The sequence below is a fragment of the Marinomonas sp. TW1 genome, from assembly GCF_001625355.1.
Classification (GTDB): domain Bacteria; phylum Pseudomonadota; class Gammaproteobacteria; order Pseudomonadales; family Marinomonadaceae; genus Marinomonas.
In genome coordinates this window covers 270,200-287,711 of sequence record NZ_JSEE01000001.1, presented here as the reverse complement: position 1 = coordinate 287,711, position 17,512 = coordinate 270,200, and the positions used below count along the sequence as shown (strand labels likewise).

Annotated in this window: 19 protein-coding genes and 1 tRNA gene; 13 read left to right on the top strand and 7 right to left on the bottom strand. The window is 45.4% G+C overall.

Features of this window, described 5'->3' with window-relative positions; all coding sequences use genetic code 11:
- Positions 1 to 19: 19 nt before the first annotated feature.
- Positions 20 to 1,021, top strand: coding sequence for a pirin family protein (locus OA79_RS01375; RefSeq protein ID WP_063331419.1), 1,002 nt, complete (start codon positions 20 to 22; stop codon positions 1,019 to 1,021).
- On the opposite strand, the gene OA79_RS01370 is transcribed toward OA79_RS01375, so the two are convergent.
- Positions 1,018 to 1,455 (bottom strand): GtrA family protein, encoded by a 438-nt coding sequence (locus tag OA79_RS01370; protein WP_063331418.1) that lies wholly within the window; start codon positions 1,453 to 1,455, stop codon positions 1,018 to 1,020. The genes OA79_RS01375 and OA79_RS01370 overlap by 4 nt on opposite strands.
- 38 nt (positions 1,456 to 1,493) lie before the next feature.
- Between OA79_RS01370 and OA79_RS01365 the strand changes: the two genes are divergently transcribed.
- The 3 genes from OA79_RS01365 to OA79_RS01355 all read left to right on the top strand — a co-directional run bounded on the left by OA79_RS01365 (position 1,494) and on the right by OA79_RS01355 (position 3,116).
- The gene (locus OA79_RS01365) at positions 1,494 to 1,739 is read left to right on the top strand and encodes a tautomerase family protein (protein ID WP_442919176.1); all 246 of its coding nucleotides are present in this window, start codon (positions 1,494 to 1,496) and stop codon (positions 1,737 to 1,739) included.
- A gap of 128 nt (positions 1,740 to 1,867) precedes the next feature.
- On the top strand, positions 1,868 to 2,755 hold the full coding sequence (locus tag OA79_RS01360) for a DMT family transporter (protein ID WP_063331416.1): 888 nt from the start codon (positions 1,868 to 1,870) through the stop codon (positions 2,753 to 2,755).
- A 7-nt stretch (positions 2,756 to 2,762) separates the two neighbouring features.
- The gene (locus OA79_RS01355) at positions 2,763 to 3,116 is read left to right on the top strand and encodes a VOC family protein (RefSeq protein WP_063331415.1); all 354 of its coding nucleotides are present in this window, start codon (positions 2,763 to 2,765) and stop codon (positions 3,114 to 3,116) included.
- A gap of 24 nt (positions 3,117 to 3,140) precedes the next feature.
- On the opposite strand, the gene OA79_RS01350 is transcribed toward OA79_RS01355, so the two are convergent.
- Positions 3,141 to 3,332, bottom strand: a complete 192-nt coding sequence (locus OA79_RS01350) for a DUF2986 domain-containing protein (protein ID WP_063331414.1) — start codon at positions 3,330 to 3,332, stop codon at positions 3,141 to 3,143.
- Positions 3,333 to 3,554: 222 nt separating this feature from the next.
- Between OA79_RS01350 and OA79_RS01345 the strand changes: the two genes are divergently transcribed.
- Complete coding sequence (locus tag OA79_RS01345) at positions 3,555 to 4,430, top strand: LysR substrate-binding domain-containing protein (RefSeq protein WP_063331413.1); 876 nt, start codon at positions 3,555 to 3,557, stop codon at positions 4,428 to 4,430.
- 60 nt (positions 4,431 to 4,490) lie between these two features.
- Here the strand turns inward: OA79_RS01345 and OA79_RS01340 are convergent, their stop codons facing one another.
- Together OA79_RS01340 and OA79_RS01335 are read right to left on the bottom strand one after the other, a co-directional pair.
- Positions 4,491 to 5,387, bottom strand: a complete 897-nt coding sequence (locus tag OA79_RS01340) for a DMT family transporter (protein ID WP_063331412.1) — start codon at positions 5,385 to 5,387, stop codon at positions 4,491 to 4,493.
- Between the two features lie 266 nt (positions 5,388 to 5,653).
- Positions 5,654 to 5,738 (bottom strand) — tRNA-Leu (locus OA79_RS01335).
- A 158-nt stretch (positions 5,739 to 5,896) separates the two neighbouring features.
- On the opposite strand from OA79_RS01335, the gene queA reads away from it, so the two are divergent.
- From queA to secF, 5 genes are all read left to right on the top strand, one after another.
- Entirely contained in the window at positions 5,897 to 6,958 is a 1,062-nt protein-coding gene (gene queA, locus OA79_RS01330) for a tRNA preQ1(34) S-adenosylmethionine ribosyltransferase-isomerase QueA (protein ID WP_063331411.1), read from the top strand.
- Between the two features lie 32 nt (positions 6,959 to 6,990).
- On the top strand, positions 6,991 to 8,109 hold the full coding sequence (gene tgt / locus OA79_RS01325; RefSeq protein WP_197465342.1) for a tRNA guanosine(34) transglycosylase Tgt: 1,119 nt from the start codon (positions 6,991 to 6,993) through the stop codon (positions 8,107 to 8,109).
- Between the two features lie 72 nt (positions 8,110 to 8,181).
- Positions 8,182 to 8,508, top strand: a complete 327-nt coding sequence (yajC, locus tag OA79_RS01320) for a preprotein translocase subunit YajC (protein WP_013795942.1) — start codon at positions 8,182 to 8,184, stop codon at positions 8,506 to 8,508.
- 87 nt (positions 8,509 to 8,595) lie between these two features.
- Positions 8,596 to 10,446, top strand: a complete 1,851-nt coding sequence (secD, locus tag OA79_RS01315; RefSeq protein WP_063331409.1) for a protein translocase subunit SecD — start codon at positions 8,596 to 8,598, stop codon at positions 10,444 to 10,446.
- Positions 10,447 to 10,456: 10 nt separating this feature from the next.
- Positions 10,457 to 11,371 carry a protein translocase subunit SecF gene (gene secF, locus OA79_RS01310; RefSeq protein ID WP_063331408.1) on the top strand — a complete coding sequence of 305 codons (915 nt, stop codon included), beginning with the start codon at positions 10,457 to 10,459 and terminating at the stop codon, positions 11,369 to 11,371.
- 74 nt (positions 11,372 to 11,445) lie between these two features.
- Here secF and asd read toward each other — a convergent pair whose 3' ends face one another.
- Together asd and OA79_RS01300 are read right to left on the bottom strand one after the other, a co-directional pair.
- The gene (gene asd, locus OA79_RS01305) at positions 11,446 to 12,306 is read right to left on the bottom strand and encodes an archaetidylserine decarboxylase (protein ID WP_063331407.1); all 861 of its coding nucleotides are present in this window, start codon (positions 12,304 to 12,306) and stop codon (positions 11,446 to 11,448) included.
- Positions 12,307 to 12,329: 23 nt separating this feature from the next.
- Positions 12,330 to 13,805: an HDOD domain-containing protein gene (locus tag OA79_RS01300; RefSeq protein WP_063331406.1), complete on the bottom strand. Its 1,476-nt coding sequence runs from the start codon at positions 13,803 to 13,805 to the stop codon at positions 12,330 to 12,332.
- A 124-nt stretch (positions 13,806 to 13,929) separates the two neighbouring features.
- Here OA79_RS01300 and motA point away from each other — a divergent pair, with 124 nt between their 5' ends.
- Positions 13,930 to 14,784, top strand: a complete 855-nt coding sequence (motA, locus tag OA79_RS01295; RefSeq protein WP_063331405.1) for a flagellar motor stator protein MotA — start codon at positions 13,930 to 13,932, stop codon at positions 14,782 to 14,784.
- Positions 14,785 to 14,814: 30 nt separating this feature from the next.
- Positions 14,815 to 15,723, top strand: a complete 909-nt coding sequence (locus tag OA79_RS01290; RefSeq protein ID WP_063331404.1) for a flagellar motor protein MotB — start codon at positions 14,815 to 14,817, stop codon at positions 15,721 to 15,723.
- Between the two features lie 82 nt (positions 15,724 to 15,805).
- On the opposite strand, the gene rsgA is transcribed toward OA79_RS01290, so the two are convergent.
- Positions 15,806 to 16,840 (bottom strand): small ribosomal subunit biogenesis GTPase RsgA, encoded by a 1,035-nt coding sequence (rsgA, locus tag OA79_RS01285; protein ID WP_063331403.1) that lies wholly within the window; start codon positions 16,838 to 16,840, stop codon positions 15,806 to 15,808.
- Between the two features lie 74 nt (positions 16,841 to 16,914).
- Here rsgA and orn point away from each other — a divergent pair, with 74 nt between their 5' ends.
- Positions 16,915 to 17,466, top strand: a complete 552-nt coding sequence (gene orn / locus OA79_RS01280; protein WP_063331402.1) for an oligoribonuclease — start codon at positions 16,915 to 16,917, stop codon at positions 17,464 to 17,466.
- Positions 17,467 to 17,512: the final 46 nt, after the last annotated feature.

The following is a 17,512-nucleotide window of genomic DNA, read 5'->3' as shown; positions in this document are numbered from 1 at the left end:
CGGTTTTTGGAGAGACAATATGAGCGCTGCAATCCTTAAAAAAATGCCACTAGAGATGTTTTGGCCAACATTTGACCCTTTCTTGTTCTGTGCCTTTCACAACGATAATTACCCTAAAGCGAACAGTGAAATGGGGCCGGATGAAGCGTTAAGTAATCGGCCTATCGGCCAAGATTTTTCAGGTATTGACGGTTGGCGCATGTACCACGGCAGCAAAGTGCCGGGGTTTCCAGCTCACCCACATCGTGGTTTCGAAACGGTCACCATTGTTAACCAAGGTTTTGTGGACCATGCCGATTCCATGGGAGCCGCAGGTCGTTATGGTCAAGGCGATACACAGTGGATGACCGCGGGTCAGGGCGTGCAGCACTCGGAAATGTTTCCTTTGTTAAATGAAAAAGACCGTAATCCTGTTGAACTGTTCCAAGTCTGGTTGAACTTGCCAAGCAAGAATAAAATGGTGCCTCCGCATTTCACCATGTTATGGAATGAGGACACTCCAGTGCTAACAGAGCAGGACGCAAAAGGTTTTGCAACCAAGGTTAAGGTCATTGCTGGCCCGATTAGTGACGTGCAACCGGCACCGTGTCCACCGAATTCTTGGGCGGCTGAAGAGCAGAATCAAGTCGCGATCTGGTTGGTTGATTTGGCGGAACAAGCGGAATGGACGTTACCTGCGGGCATGGCTGGACTGTCTCGAACCTTGTACTTTTTTGAAGGGGATCGAGTTGCGATAGACGAGGCAACGGTGTCTGTGGATCAGGCGTTTGTGCTTCAAAGCGATGTCCGTGTGGTGTTAAAGAATTTGGGCAAAGCGGCTCGCTTTCTCATGCTACAAGGGCGACCTATCAATGAGCATGTTGAACAACATGGTCCTTTTGTCATGAATACCCGTGCTGAGTTACAGCAAGCCTTTCAAGATTATCAGCGTACTCAATTTGGTGGTTGGCCTTGGCCTCGTCACGATCAAGTGCATGACAAAGACAAGGGGCGTTTTGCTGAGCAAGGTGCGTCGAATTAGGGCTTTTGAGGTGTTATTTGGCGATCACGAAAGACCCAATAGCGTGACAGTGAATAGTTAATACACAGGCCAATGGCTACCCCAGGTATCATCGCAAAGTAAGGCCAAATCGCCCTGAGTTCATGATCATGTATCCATGGTTGAATGTGTATGAGCAAGAGATAGACGCCAAGGTTTGGAATGAAGGCCAATAATGAACCGCTGAGGAATTGTAGCCATTCCACCACAGCGGTTTTTTTATGACGGTTGTTGGAAAAGGTAAAGTGTCGATTCCACCACCAGTTTGAGCTGGCAGCGACCCAGAAGGAAAGTCCTCTAGCAATCGTGTAAGGCGCGTATTGTGACAATAGCATCAAGCTGCTGAGATCGACTAAGAAGCCGATGCCACCGACTAAAGCAAAACGGTAATATGAGTGTTTTAAAATGTTGTTCATCGTGCGATTCTAAGGCGGTAGTTGTCAAAAAAAGATGAATGCACTCTCGTGCTCTAATGATGATAAAAAGGAGAAATGGAATGCCATACGTGAATATTCGCATCACCAATGAAGGTGTCACAAAGGAACAAAAGCAGGCTTTGATCAAAGGTGCAACAGATTTATTGGTGGATGTACTAGGCAAAAACCCATCCACTACTGTGGTAGTGATTGATGAAGTTGAGACCGATAACTGGGGGATTGCGGGTGAGCAGGTGACGGAGCTGCGTAAGAAGAACACATAAAATATTCATGCTAGCGTGCTCATTCCTAAGTGGAATGAACACGATTAGTTTAATTCCTTTTACAAATAGTTAAGTTCATCGCATGCTAGCGCTTCGTGTTTTTTACCTTTCTATTATCGAGCGTCAGTATGTGGATTTTCATCACTCTTTTCGCAGCCGCATGTCAATCGGCTAGAACCGCCTATCAAAATACCTTAGCTCGCGAAGCTGGATTCTTGCATGCCACCATGGCTCGTTCTTTATATGGTTTGCCTTTGGTGAGCTTTTATTTATTCGTGATTTGGTGGCTATTCGGCGAGGTTTCCCTGAACGGTACCATGACGTTTTGGTGGGCGGCCTCTGTGTGTGCCTTGGCTCAAATTTTGGCGACCTATTTTATGCTGAGAGCGTTTCAGTCTGGCAGTTATGCCATTGGCACACTGTTGGCTAAGACGGAAGCAGTATTGGCTGCATTGATTGGTTTGCCTTTGTTACATTACACACTTACTTTTGGTTCTTGGGTGGGGATTGGGTTAGGTGTGTTGGGCGCTGTGGTGATGACGGTAAAGTGGCATAATCTTCGTCATGCTCATCGTGATGTTTCTCTGCTGTTCGGTTTGGCAAGTGGCCTGTGCTTCGCCATGACTTCGGTGATGGCGTCGATGGCAAGTCATGCTTTATCTGGTTCGATCATCACGTCTGCTGGCGTTACCTTATGGTTTGTTCTCGTTCTTCAATCGATTGTTTTGTGTTCGCTTCAGATGATTAAAATGCGCGATTTCAAAGCGCCGTTTAAACATGAGTTTCGTTTGAGTTGCCAAGTGGGTGTATTAAGTTCGCTGGGGTCAATAGGTTGGTTTACAGGCTTTGCTTTAGTGAATCCCGCCTTGGTTAAAACCCTCGGTCAAATCGAAATTCTGGGGACTTTGTACTATTCTAAAGTGCGTTTTTCAGAGACGCTTAATAAGCAGCAGTGGCTCGGCGGTACAATGATATTGATCAGTGTGATTCTCGTCGTGGCATCAACCGTAAAGTGAGACTGTTATGCAATCAACAAAAATAAACTATGTGGAATTACCAGCACGAGATCTTGAGCTCAATAAAGCTTTCTTTCGACAAGCGTTTGGTTGGGATTTCGAAGACTATGGTCAAGAATACAGCGCGTTTAAACATGCTGGTCTAGACGGTGGTTTCTTTCAAGCCGACTTTTGTTCGCGACCGCAAGCAGGGGCGGCATTGGTGGTTTTATACAGTGACGATCTTGAAAGTGCAGTGAGCCATGTCGAAGCCGCAGGTGGCACCATAGAACAAGTGATTTTTGAATTCCCGGGTGGTCGTCGTTTTCACTTCTTAGACCCTTGCGGCAATGAATGGGCGGTATGGGGGCCGTTAAAATAAGTATTCAACCGTAAGAGAGGAGAGTTAAGACTGAATAGTATTGTCTTCGATGTGGGTTGGTTGACAAGCATCAGATTCGACCTGATTGGTTTCCGTTTCCAATTTGGCTCGCTCTGCTTTGGATATGTATTTGGGCTTGCTCTTCGGGTTGGCTTTTAAGTTGGCCTGTTTCGCCTTTTTGGTCAGAATGCTTTTAATTTTCTTACGACGGTTCATAGTGCTGTGCTCGAAATAATTGTGTGGTAGAACTCCAGCGAAATGCGTTAAAACCTCACCGAAAATATCGAGCAGACTATACCAGTCTTGCTTATCGTTCGAAAGGCCATGGATGTATTTTACGATCGACAAGATACGATTTTGATTTCATTGGAGTCGTTTGTGAATGTTAAGTCTGTCAATATAGCGCGCTATGATAGATGAAAACGATGAGGTTAAGTCATGATGTTGTCACGTAGAAAGCTTCCCGCATTAAATGCACTGCGAGCATTTGAGGTGGCAGGGCGTTGTCTGAGCTTTCGTCGTGCAGCAGAAGAGCTCGGCGTGACGCAAGGGGCTGTTGCACAACAAGTACGTTCCCTTGAAGAGCATCTGGGTGTGTTGCTGTTTCAGCGATTGCCGCGTGGTTTGGCGCTTACTCCAAAAGGCATTGTCTATCTTGCTAGCATGACGAGAGCATTTGATATCATGGGGGAAGCGACGTCTGTGATGGCAGAGCGCTCCAATACCGTGACTATCAGTGTCACACCAACGTTTGCGGCGAAATTACTCATTCCTCGTCTTGGTGAGTTGAATGCATTGTTTCCGGATATTGAATTAAAAACGGTTGCCACCGAGTCCATTTCGGATTTTGATGTGGATCAAGTGGATATTGCTGTTCGGCTAAGTCATGCGCCTTTTTCCTCTGGTTTACATGCAGAGCCTTTATTTCCTCAGGAACTAGTTGTGGTGGCAAGCCCTCTCTTGTTAAAAGGGCAGAGTACCTCTCTATCGTTAGAGGTATTGCCGCAGTTTCCATTATTGCATGATGCGCATAATCACTGGCCCACCGTACTTCAAACGACTGAAAAGATTGCCGGCGCTAAGTTTAATCAAACGTCTTTAGCGATTGATGCCGCCTTAGCGGGTCAAGGTGTTGCGTTAGTGTGTCGAGCGTTTGTTGCGCAAGACATTGAGTTAGGTCGGTTGGTGCCATTATTGGATCACTCATTTTTTATTAAGCCAGATTACTTTCTGGTGAAAAAGAAAGGTGTGCAAGTATCTGCGGCGGTGAATGCCGTTTGGCAATGGTGTCTAGACGAGTTTGTACCCAAATAAGCTAGAACGTCCTGTGCGGTTAAACAAAGATAGGTTAACCGCTTTGCAATGGGAGGTTTGTTATTCTTCGAGTGGCAAGCTGGGCGGCTTTTTTGCCCCTGTCTGAATGAGGATGACACCGGTTAGGATTAAGGCCAATGCGATGAACAGTAATGGGTGTATTTCTTCTCCGACAATGGCGCCAATAATAACGGCAACAACGGGAGCGATATAAGTGGCTCCAGATGCTTTCACAGATCCCAGCTTTTCTATTGCATAGTAATAGAGGAAAAAAGCCCCTCCAGTACCGAGTAATCCAAGACCAATAACCACACCCAAGAGGGTTTGCGTGTTCGATATTATTTCGGACATACCGGTAAAGTCTGTGAGGATTAATAAGGTCAACGAAGCGAAGCCAGTCTGCCAGGTTGCCAAGGCTAGTGGTGGAATTTTATGAGGTGATAAAAGGCGCTGAGCATAGACAAATGACACGCCTAAACTGGTGGTCCCTGCTATCATCCAAATGACGCCCATCAAGTTGACTCCTTCAACATTCTCCCATGGACGAGCGCTGACTAGGATGCCTGAAAACCCCAGAAGAACCCCGATGAGCATTTGCCAGGTCGGACGGTCTTTTCTTAAAAAAAGGAAAGCGCATATAAAGGTGAAGATAGGAATAGAGCCACTCAAAAGACCAGCAACGCTGGTTGGAAGTAAGGCAGTGCCGGCCACAAAACCGTAATAGTAAAATGTGGTGGCCAGTACGGACATGACGGCAAAATGCAGAAGGTGTTTAAATTGCTCTCTGCGTAGAGCTTTTGTGTAGAGCGCGATCAGAAAAAGAGGAATGAAGCCACACAGAACTCGTAGTAAAACGGTTTGGGTTGGTGTTATGAGCAAAGTAGACCATTTCATGAAAATAAAATTCGATCCCCAAATAATGCCCAGAGCGAGTAATGCAGCATAGCTTCTCATCATACCATTTTCTCCAATCAAGCGGCGGCTAGTGTCGCTTTGTATTCTAGCCATTTTGATAAGATTTTGCGCGTGATTAAAAAACGTCAAGGGTGTAGTTTTTCTACTGTTTTTTAATGAAGGAGATATTTAAATTTTAGGCAATACTGTTTAATGATGCCGTTTGGCGTTTAACACTATTGAATGAGTGAAACGTTGAGGTGAGGTTGTTTTCAGTGCGTTAGAAACAACAAAGCCCTAGCTAAAAAATAGCTAGGGCTTCATCTAAATGGTACCAGTAGGCGGACTCGAACCGCCACGCCTTTCGGCAACGGATTTTGAATCCGTCGTGTCTACCAATTCCACCACACTGGCCTTGAAAAAGGTGAGGCGTATTCTAGGTTAATTTGAAAGGATGTCAACGATTGGTTGAATATTTTTTTATCTTTTTAATATCTAGTGGGTTGGAAGTACCTTTTTATCTGGTTTTTCGCTAGAATATCGGGTCGTTTTTTCTAGGTAGCTTTCATTTCATGCTCGTTTCCGATTATCACTTTGATTTACCCGATTCTCTCATAGCGAATTACCCTATGCCGGACAGAACTGCAAGTCGTCTTTTGCATCTTGATGGGCCAAGTGGTGAGGTAGTTCATCGTCAGTTTCCAGAAATTTTGGACTTGGTTCAAGCTGGTGATTTAATGGTATTTAACAATACCCGAGTCATTCCAGCCCGAGTGTTTGGCCAGAAAGAGTCGGGTGGTAAAGTTGAAATCTTAGTCGAGCGAGTGACTTCGAGTCATGAAGTATTGGCGCACGTTCGTGCCAGTAAATCACCAAAAGAAGGTACTAAGATATTTTTGGGTCAAGATAAGGGAGAGCAAATCGAAGCGACCATGTTAGGCCGCTCAGGTGCGTTATTCCATTTGGCATTTCAAGAGCCTGTTTTGGATATCTTGACCCGTGTTGGGCACATGCCGTTGCCGCCTTATATTGAACGTCCTGATGAAGACAGTGACCAAGAGCGTTATCAAACGGTGTATAACGAAAAGCCGGGGGCGGTTGCCGCACCAACGGCTGGTTTGCACTTTGATGATGCTTTGTTAGCCAAATTAAAAGACAAGGGCGTTGAGGTGGCTTTTGTTACCTTGCACGTTGGTGCAGGCACTTTTCAGCCAATGAAGGTAGATAATGTAGAAGATCACATTATGCACGCAGAGTATGTTGAAGTGGATGAACAGGTTGTTCAGCAGGTGCAAGCGACGAAAGCTCGTGGTGGTCGGGTGATCGCGGTTGGCACGACGAGCGTGCGCAGTTTGGAGTCTGCTAGTCAAAGCGGTGACATTGCGCCGATGCAGGGTGATACCAGTATTTTCATTTACCCTGGTTACGAATTTAAGACCGTTGATGCTTTGGTCACCAATTTTCATTTGCCTGAATCAACCTTGATTATGTTGATCAGTGCCTTTGCGGGTTATCAGCAAGTCATGTCTGCTTATCGCGTGGCGGTAGAGCAGAAGTATCGATTTTTTAGTTATGGTGATGCCATGTTTATTACACGAAATGCGCAGGCGAAAGGCCCGCAAAGTGAGGAATAAGACGTATGTCTGAGAAACGTCCAGAATGTTTTATGGATTTTGAACTGCATACCAGTTCAGGTAAAGCGCGCCGCGCGACTTTGACTTTTCCACGAGGTAAGGTAGAGACCCCTGCTTTTATGCCAGTTGGTACGTATGGCACAGTGAAGGGTATGTTAACCAAGGACATCGAAGAAATCGGTGCGGATATTATCTTGGGGAACACTTTTCATCTTTGGTTGCGCCCAGGAACCGAGGTGGTAAAAGCGCATGGGGATCTGCATGACTTTACACAGTGGAAGAAACCTATTTTGACCGATTCGGGTGGTTTTCAGGTGTTTTCTCTTGGGGAAATGCGCAAAATCACGGAAGAGGGGGTGAGCTTTCGTTCACCCATTAATGGCTCTAAAGTCTTTTTAAGTCCTGAGATTTCCATGCAGGTTCAGCGTGACTTAGGTTCAGACATCGTGATGATTTTTGATGAATGTACGCCTTATCCTGCGACAGCGGATGTGGCGGCCAAATCGATGCGCATGAGTCTGCGTTGGGCGAAGCGTTCTAAAGATGAGCACGGTGACAGTCCATCCGCTTTGTTTGGTATCATCCAAGGCAGTATGTACGAGAACTTGCGTGATGAGTCTCTAGAGGGCTTAGAAGAGATCGGTTTTGATGGTTATGCCATTGGCGGTTTGTCTGTGGGCGAGCCAAAAGAAGAAATGATCAAGGTGTTGGATTACATCACGCCGAAAATGCCTGAAAACAAACCGCGTTACTTGATGGGCGTAGGTAAACCGGAAGACTTAGTGGAAGGGGTTCGTCGCGGCGTTGACATGTTTGACTGTGTGATGCCAACTCGTAATGCCCGTAACGGTCATTTGTTCACCTCTGAAGGGGTGGTGCGCATTCGTAACGCACAATATCGCCATGATATTGACCCACTTGATAAAGAATGTGACTGTTACACTTGTAAAAACTTTTCTCGGGCTTATCTACATCATTTGGATAAGTGTCAGGAAATGGTGGGTGCACAATTAAATACCATCCATAACCTTCGTTATTACCAAACACTCATGGCGGGATTGCGAAAGGCGCTCGATGAAGGTAGATTTGACGCCTTTGTTGATGAGTTTTATGCAAAGCGCGGCTTAGAAACACCTGCTTTGAGTGAATAATAAACAAAATATGACAATTTTCTCTTTTCAGGGAATTGTAAAAGTTTCATAAACCATTGGAGAGCTAAAACCATGATCGCATTGATCTCACCAGCTTACGCTGAAGGTGGCGCACCAGCGGACGCGGGTATTTTTAACCTAGTCCTACTTGCTGGCTTTGTCGTTATTTTCTACTTCTTAATGTGGCGCCCTCAAGCAAAGCGTGCGAAAGAGCATAAAAACTTGATTGCTGCTCTGGAGAAAGGAACTGAAGTCGTAACTGGCGGTGGTGTCCTAGGTAAGGTAACAAAAGTAGACGATGCCTATGTCGCTCTAGAAGTTTCAGAAGGTGTTGAAATGAAATTTCAAAAATCTTCTGTTGCTGCTGTGTTACCTAAAGGAACATTGAAGTCGATTTAATGTTGCTGGAAAAGCGCCTGAAGAGAGAATCTAAGGCGCTTTTCTTCTTTCTTGCCCACTCAAATTTTTAGGTGTAAAGGATTTTTCATGCTTAACAAGTACCCCTTGTGGAAGTATTTGCTAATTCTTCTTGTTTTGGCTTTGGGGCTACTCTATGCCTTCCCAAATCTTTATCCGGATGATCCAGCGTTACAACTCTCTACTCAAAAAGCGACTTCCGTGGTTGATCAGCAAGCTTTGCAAAAAGCAGAGCTGGCACTCAGTAAAGCAAATATAGAATTGAAAAAAGCAGAGTTAACCTCTGCTGGCGGTACCTTGCGTTTCAATAATGGTGAGGACCAATTAGCGGCTAAACCTGTCGTAGCGGCGGCCCTTGGGGAAGACTATGTGACGGCGTTGAACCTAGTGCCAACCACGCCAGAATGGTTGTCTTCTTTAGGTGCTGGGCCGGCTAAATTAGGCTTGGACTTGCGTGGTGGTGTGCACTTTTTGCTGGAGGTGGATACACCAGCGGCGTTGAAACAGCGCTTAGAAGTAAGCAGCAGCGAAATGAAGGCGGCTCTGCGTAAAGACAGAGTGCGTTACCGTAGTGTGAGCATTGCTGATGGTGTGTTGTCGATTCGCTTCTTAAAGGAATCGGATTTAACGTTAGCGGAAGATCTATTGAAAGGTGAGTTTGCTGAGTATCGCTACAGCACTCGTCAAGAAGATACCGATTACTTTTTGGATGTGAGCTTTACCGAAGCGGAAACCAAAGAGATTGAGTCATATGCGTTGCAACAGAACTTAACGACCTTACGTAATCGTGTAAACGAGCTGGGTGTGGCAGAACCTTTGGTTCAGCGTCAGGGCAGTAATCGTATTGTGGTTGAGTTGCCTGGTGTTCAAGATACCGCCGCGGCAAAACGTATCATCGGTGCGACAGCCAACCTAGAATTCCATTTGGAAGCGGGTTTGGATGATCAAGGTGCGGATGTTGAAACCTTGTCTTTCCGTGATGGCAGTGGTCGTACGGCACGTTTAGAGCGTGACATCATCATTACGGGTGACAGCGTAGCCGATGCAAGTTCGTCTTTCGATGAAAATGGCCAGCCTCAGGTGAATATCAGTCTTGATTCCAAGGGTGGTAAGCAGATGACAAAAGTGACTCGCTCTGCCGTGGGTCGTAATATGGCGGTGGTGTTTATCGAACACAAATCCCGTAGTCGTTTTGTTGAGAAAGACGGCAAGATGGAAGAAGTGCGTCGCAGTTACAGTGAGAAAGGTATTATTTCTTTAGCGACGATTCAAACCACCTTGGGCAACTCTTTCCGTATCACTGGCTTAGACAGTCCTCGTGAGTCTTCTGAATTGGCCTTGTTATTACGTGCCGGTGCTCTGGCCGCGCCAATTTACTTTGTTGAAGAACGTACCATTGGGCCAAGCCTAGGGGCAGAGAACATTCAGTTGGGTGTGACTTCTGCGCAAATTGGACTATTGGTCGTGATGCTGTTCATGTTGGTGTATTACAAGGTATTCGGTATTTTTGCCAATGTATCCTTGGCGCTGAACATCGTGTTGCTAATGGCATGTATGTCTTTGATGTCGGCCACGTTAACCTTGCCTGGTATTGCGGGTATTGTGTTGACAATGGGGATGGCGGTGGATGCCAATGTGTTGATTTTTTCTCGGATAAAGGAAGAGTTAGCGAATGGTGTACCCAGTCAGCAAGCGATTCATTCCGGCTTTAATCGTGCATTCACGACAATTTTTGATGCCAACATTACGACCTTGTTGGTGGCGGTGATCTTGTTTGCTGTCGGGACTGGTCCAGTAAAAGGGTTTGCAGTAACCCTGTCGTTGGGTATTTTGACCTCTATGTTTACGGCCATTGTGGTAACGCGTTCACAAGTGAATCTTGTTTACGGCGGTCGTAAAAACAAGAAATTGTATATTTAAGGAGAGAGCCATGAAAGTGACAACTATTCCGTTTATGGCGATGCGTAAGATTGTGGCGTGTTTTTCCGTTGCACTTATTCTCATCTCCTTAGGGTCATTGGCCGTGAAAGGCCTGCAATTTGGTCTGGATTTTACCGGCGGTACTTTGGTTGAGGTGGCTTACGATCAAGCACCTCAATTGGATGATGTTCGCCAGTTGTTAGCAGACAATGGTTATGACGACATTGTTGTACAGAACTTTGGTTCACCGACGGATGTGGTGGTGCGTATGGCCAATGCTTATACGCCTACTTTAGGTGACGAAGTGCTTGAGAGCTTGCGAAATCACGGCGAAGTATCGGTGACCTTGCAGCGCTCAGAGTTTGTTGGTGCGCAAGTGGGCGAAGAGTTGCGTGAGCAAGGCGGCTTGGGGATGTTGTTGGCGCTATTGATCGTGATGCTCTATGTTGCGGTGCGTTTCCAATTTAAGTTCTCTTTAGCGTCTGTTGCGGCGTTGGCGCACGATGTCATTATTACGCTCGGTTTCTTTTCGCTTTTTGATGTGGAATTTGATTTGACGGTGTTGGCGGCCTTGCTGGCGGTGGTGGGTTATTCTTTGAATGATACCATTGTTGTTTGTGACCGTATTCGTGAAAACTTCCGCATTATGCGAGAAACGGAACCTTATGATTTGATTAATGAATCCATCAATCAAACATTGGGTCGTACTTTGATTACCTCTTTAACGACCTTGTTTGTGTTGGTGGTTTTATTCTTGTTTGGCGGTGAAGCCATTCATAATTTCTCCATGGCTTTACTTGTGGGGATTGTGATTGGTACTTATTCGTCTATCTTTGTGGCGGCAAACTTGTTGCTGGCGTTGAATGTCACAAGAGAAGACTTGGTGCCGACACCAAAAGAAGAGTTAGAGGACGAGTTGCCCTAGTGGTTGCGCGTCAATCTTGACTAAAAAAGCCTGCGATTGCAGGCTTTTTTGTGTCTGGTTATTTGAATGTCTGTTTAGTGTTTATTTAGTGTGCCAAATGGCATGCCCATTTGTGTTGGACTTTCCGCTTGCAGACTTTCTTCCCAATTAACGGCGTCTTTGCCGAACAGGACGATGGCGGTCGAGCCCAGTTTGAAGCGACCCATTTCCTCGCCTTTTTTCAATTCAATGTCATTAAGTTCGGCATAATCCCAAGTCACGACATTTTTATTAAAAGGTGTGACCTGGCCTGCCCAGACGGTTTCAATGCTAGCGACTATCATAGCGCCCACTAGGATGATGGCCATTGGGCCTGCTTCGGTTTCAAATAAACAAACGGTGCGTTCATTGCGTGCAAAGACGTTAGGGATTTGTTCGGCTGTCACCTTGTTTACCGAAAATAATTTTCCCGGTACGTGAATCATTTTGGTTAGCTTGCCCGTTAATGGCATGTGTACGCGGTGGTAGTCTTTTGGAGACAAATACACAGTAGCGAACGAGCCGCCAAGAAATTGATCAGATAAAGAGGCGTCGCCACCTAGTAGCGTGGTTAGGCTGTAATGATGGCCTTTGGCTTGAAAAATGGTGCCGTGTTCAATTTTGCCTAATTGACTGATCGCGCCATCAGCAGGACAAGCTAGACTGTCATCACCTTCGGCAATTGGGCGTAATTCAGGTTGAATCGCACGAGTAAAGAAATCGTTGAAGTTTCGGTAAGAAAGCGGGTCACTATTGACGGCCTCGGACATATCAACTTGATATTTTTTAACAAACTGACTGATAAAGGTATTTTTCACCCAGTTATTTTCACATTCCGCAATTCGGCCGATGGCTCGTGAAAGCGTTTTTTGAGGTGTGATGTGTTGCGCGAAAGCAAACAGTTGGTCTTTAGTCACAGTGTTCGTCCTGATGTTTGAGTTTAGGCATTATTAATAAGGGATACGATTTGTTTCAAGGTTTTAAAATCTTTTTCGTTAAATTCGGTTCGGGTTTCAAGCCAAAAGAGCATCATTTCTTGTTGGTTGATGATGGCTGACGCTAGGATAAGGTGGCTTTGTTCATCGATGATCTGATCCGAGGTATCGGGTAAATCTGAGAGCAATGCATTGAGTTTGTCGCCAAATAGGTGGCTCGCAGACTTTTGCTTGGCCAGTTTGGCAAATACTTTTGAATCTGCATTCCAACGAATTTTCTTCAAGATGTCCAGTTTATAGCCAGATTGAAAGAGCGGCTGGAATCCCGTTGAATTGTGCCTGAAGAGAATGACGTGTTGTGTATTTGGGATGCTTTGCTTAATGGCTTTTAGGGCCAGATTAGCTTGGTTTTTACAGCCCTGATGTTCGCTTTTTGTTAAGTTTTTCTTTAGATTGGCCAGCGGCGAAATGCTCACGGTCTTTTTAACGGATGCGCTGTTTTTGGTGTACAAATCAGGGTCAAGTAATTGCAGGGCCATAGGACGTTTGCCGCGATGATTGTACAGTTTTGCAGCTTCAGTTGAGGCAAAGTGCGCGGTTCTGATGACATCACCAATGCGGCGATGCATTACCGTTGCCACCACGCGGTAAAAAAACGCAAGATTTTTTGAATCCCAGCCTTTGTTGCTTGCTTCTTCTGCCACTTTCGATGCGCAGTATGAAAAAATCAGTGGGTTATTCATCAGGATGGTTAAGCGCTTATCTTCAGTGAAGCCCGGTAATTCATCTGGGTGATGTGCTAAATGGGCGAGCGACTGCAGTTCATTGGCATTGGGGATGTGTTTTGTTAAAAACGATTCGATGATTTTATTTGGGGTTCCCCAGAAAGTGCATAAGTGTACGGTTAATTCATCGATACGACAGCCTAATACAGTCATTTCAACCTGACTGGCTTTTTCACCTCTTAAGATTCGGTTCTGTATTTCTTGCATAACAGGGTAGGCATAATACCAAAGTAGCCATTTGGCGGCATCACGAAACAGAGTGATCCAGAAAATATCATCTTCGTGGCTGGTGAGGTTTTCGATTGACCAGTGTCTAGCCATCGTGGCGGCTTCGTAGCTGGTTTGAATTTCGGCTAGAAATGCCGTGAGATTGTCTGGTAGTTGTCTATTGCGTGTTTCGTAAGGAGCGAAGCGTTTAAATAAGTTGTGAATGCCATTCATGCCAACCATGGCGGCGGCATGAAACGGTGTGTTGATCTCATTGTGCTTGTTCACCACGATTCGATTCGCTTCATTTAAAATAGCAAAAGCGAGAAGTGGGTCGCTAGCAATGTTTTTTTGCATGTTCTCCAGTGTGTCTTCCGTGCGCTTTATTTGGGTTTTAAGACGCGCCAAGTTACCCGCTCGTACTGGGAATTTTTTCGTCTTAAGAAAACTCAGCCATTCGTTTAGGCCCGATGGAGATTTGCTGCTCATAAAAGGTGACTTTGCTGACTCGGTTGTTTATAAGTATGCATCATGCTCTTATATTTCGTATCTGATTAATCATACTGTATATTTATGTAAGAGCATACTTTGTCAGTATTAAGGAAGTAAAAATATGTTTGCATTAGCGGGCCTGCTGGTCGTTATCGTCAGTGTTGTCACTGGGTACGTGGCCGCACATGGACAGTTATTGGCGTTATGGCAGCCTTTTGAAATTATCATTATTTGTGGTGCGGCATTAGGGGCTTTTATGATAGCGAACCCTTTTATCGTGCAGAAGAAAGTCTTTACTATGCTGCCGCAAGTGGTGACGGGAAGTCGACATAACAAGCGCTTTTATTCTCAGTTGTTGGGCTTAATGTTTTGTTTGTTTCAGAAGAGTCGTCAAGAGGGCTTTTTGTCTATTGAAGAGGACATTGAATCGCCTTTCACCAGCGATTTGTTTAACCGTTTTCCTGATGTTGTGCGTGATCACGAAGTCGTCAATTTTCTCACCGACAATTACCGTATCTTCACTTTGACCGGCTTACCAGCCTACGAAATCGAAGCCATCATGGACAATGAGATAGAGCAAATCCAAGAAGAGTTAGTCGAGCCAGGTCATGCCTTGAATCGCGTGGCTGAAGGTTTGCCTGGTTTTGGTATTGTTGCCGCAGTACTGGGGATCGTTATTACTATGGGGTCGATTGGTGGGCCGATGGAGGAAATTGGTTATCATGTGGCGGCGGCTTTGGTGGGGACGTTTTTGGGGATTTTCTTCGCTTATGGTTTTGTTGGCCCTGCATCTGCGCATCTTGAGACGCTTGGGAGTCATGAGTTAAAAGCGTATTTGTGTGTCAAGGCCAGTTTGAACTCAGTGGTATCTGGTTATGCGCCGCCAGTTGCGGTCGAAACGGGGCGTAAATTATTACCGCCGGACATGCGCCCAAGTTTTGCTGAGTTGTCCATTGAATTGCAGCAGTATCGCTAATTTGAACGTTTGGTATCAGGAGAGAGTAGGATGGCCTTAGGTTCAAATAGCTTAGTAATTCGAAGGGTAAAAAAGGTTAAGAAAGGTGGTCATCATGGTGGCGCATGGAAAATTGCTCTAGCGGATTTTGCGTTGGCGATGATGGCGTTCTTTTTGGTGTTATGGATCATTAGTGTGGCATCCCCAGAAGAAAGAGAGACCATTCAAGGGTATTTTCAAGACCCTATGGGAGCCGGTACGGCAGGCTTTAGCGCTAATCCTATTGATTTAGGCGGTAGTCCCGCCATGAGTATAGAGAAGAAGCTGGATTTGCAATTGCCTGAGCCAGGCAGTACTGATGTGCCCAGTCATGAAACAGGGGTAGGGAACGGTGAGGAGTCTTCGGTATCGCAGAGTTTGAATGATTTGGTCAAAGATGAATTAGAAAAAAACAACATAGTTTTATCTAAGCAGAAAAACTTACGGCTTGAAATTACTCCCATCGGTGTCCGTATTACATTACTAGACACACCGGATAAACCGATGTTTGAGCGTGGTAGCGCGCGTATGATGCCAGACATTGAGAATACGTTGCTAACAATGTCGTCACTGTTTAATAGAGTGAAAAATCCGATTGTGATCAGTGGCCATACGGACTCTTCTAAGTATTCAGGCTCGGCGAGATTGAATAATTGGGATTTATCGGCCATGCGGGCAAATGCAGCACGTCAAATTCTAGAGGAAGGGGGAGTGAGCGATGCTCGGTTTGCTCAAGTGACCGGGTTAGGGGGTACTATTCCATATAATCGTTTAAACCCAGCGGGCCCAGAAAATCGACGTATAAGCATTACTTTAATGACGGATGAGGCCTATCGTAAATTGCTAAACCAAAATCGACGTAACTTTGGCAACCCAGCAAAACAATCCGATTTGAAGCTCACGCCAGAAATGGTTTTTTAGTAAAGCAGTCTTTATTTAACGAGATTGCGTTGTGGTGGTGTTATAAAAAATGCGAGCCTGATTGGGCTCGCATTTTTTTGATTTAAAACGCTTGGTTTTCTCGGATAGATTGCTTAATGCGTAAGTAGCTTTGGAATCTATGCTCAGAAATTTCACCTTTTTCTAAGGCGTCTAAAATGGCACAGCCTGGCTCTTTTTCATGGGCGCAGTCGCGAAAGCGGCAGTAGCCAATGTGGGGGCGAAATTCAATGAAGCCATTAAGCAGCTCATCTTCACTAATGTGCCACAATCCAAACTCTCGGATGCCTGGAGAGTCGATCAAGTCACCCCCTTTGGGCATATGAAATAATCGTGCTGTGGTCGTAGTGTGAGTGCCTTTTTTGCGTTTTTGCGATAACTCACCGACGCTGATTTCAATGCCTGGTAATAGGGTGCCAATTAGCGATGATTTACCAACCCCAGATTGACCAACAAACACACTGGTTTTGTCTCCTAGGAATTGATAAAGAGATTCCATTCCAGCTTGGTCTTTGGTGGAGGTTCGAATGATTCGATAATCGAGCTTCTCATAAGTCTCTAGTAAAGCATTGAGTTGCTCGCGGTTACTGTCATTGATCAGGTCGCACTTGTTAAGCAAAATCACGGGTGGTATGCCAACGGTTTCAGCGGCGACTAAATAGCGATCAATTAAATTGGCGTGGGCAACAGGTTCTGCGGCAATCACAATGACAATATGATCTATGTTTGCGGCAACCGGTTTTAGGCGACCATGCATGTCAGGTCGTGACAGAGACGTTTGTCTGTCTGTTGTCGCAACAACGACACCACCGGCTTGTTGTTTGGGGCGCCAAATCACTTTATCCCCAGTGACTAATTGGCCTAGGTTGGCTCTTAAGTTACAACGGGTGGAGACGCCGACAAAAGGAGGTTGCGTACCTTCTACTTCCACTTGGGTGCCAAAATGGGAAATAACGATGCCTTGGGTTTCCGGACCAAGGTCAGAAGACTGCAGCAATTCTTCTGCTTTATTGCTGCGTTTCTTGGTTCTTTCAATGCGCTCTTGTTGAATCTTCTCAATGCGCCAAGTTTGCTGTTTGGTGAGTTTTCGCTTCGACATTCGTCTTTTCTGATCCTATAGTAAGGCGCATAGAGTATAATGCTTGGCAATGATAATAAAGGATTTGAGTAAGTATGAGTTTGAATAAAGACAATTTAATCTGGATTGACCTTGAAATGACGGGTTTGGAACCAGAGCAAGACACCATTATTGAAATTGCGACAGTGGTCACAGATAAAGATTTAAATGTATTGGCAAAAGGGCCTAATTTGGTCATTCATCAAGAGAAATCGGTCATGGATGCTATGGATGAATGGTGCACTCAGCATCATGGTGCGTCAGGTTTAACTGCTAAGGTGTTGGCATCTGACATTGATATGGCAACGGCGGAAGCGCAGACCATCGCCTTTCTTGAACAATATGTACCTGCTGGTGTATCACCCATTTGTGGTAACAGTGTGGGGCAAGATCGTCGTTTCTTATACCGTTATATGCCCAAGCTAGAGGCGTATTTCCATTATCGTTATCTTGATGTGAGTACCATTAAGGAATTGGCTCGTCGTTGGAAGCCAGAAGCATTAGAGGGATTCACAAAATCCGGTGCGCATTTGGCTTTGGATGATATTATGGAGTCCATTGGTGAGCTCAAGCATTATCGTAAAACCATGTTTGGCTTGGATGTCTAATGTGGCTTTAAATAGCGTGAATAAATGACATAAAGAAACGAGCGTT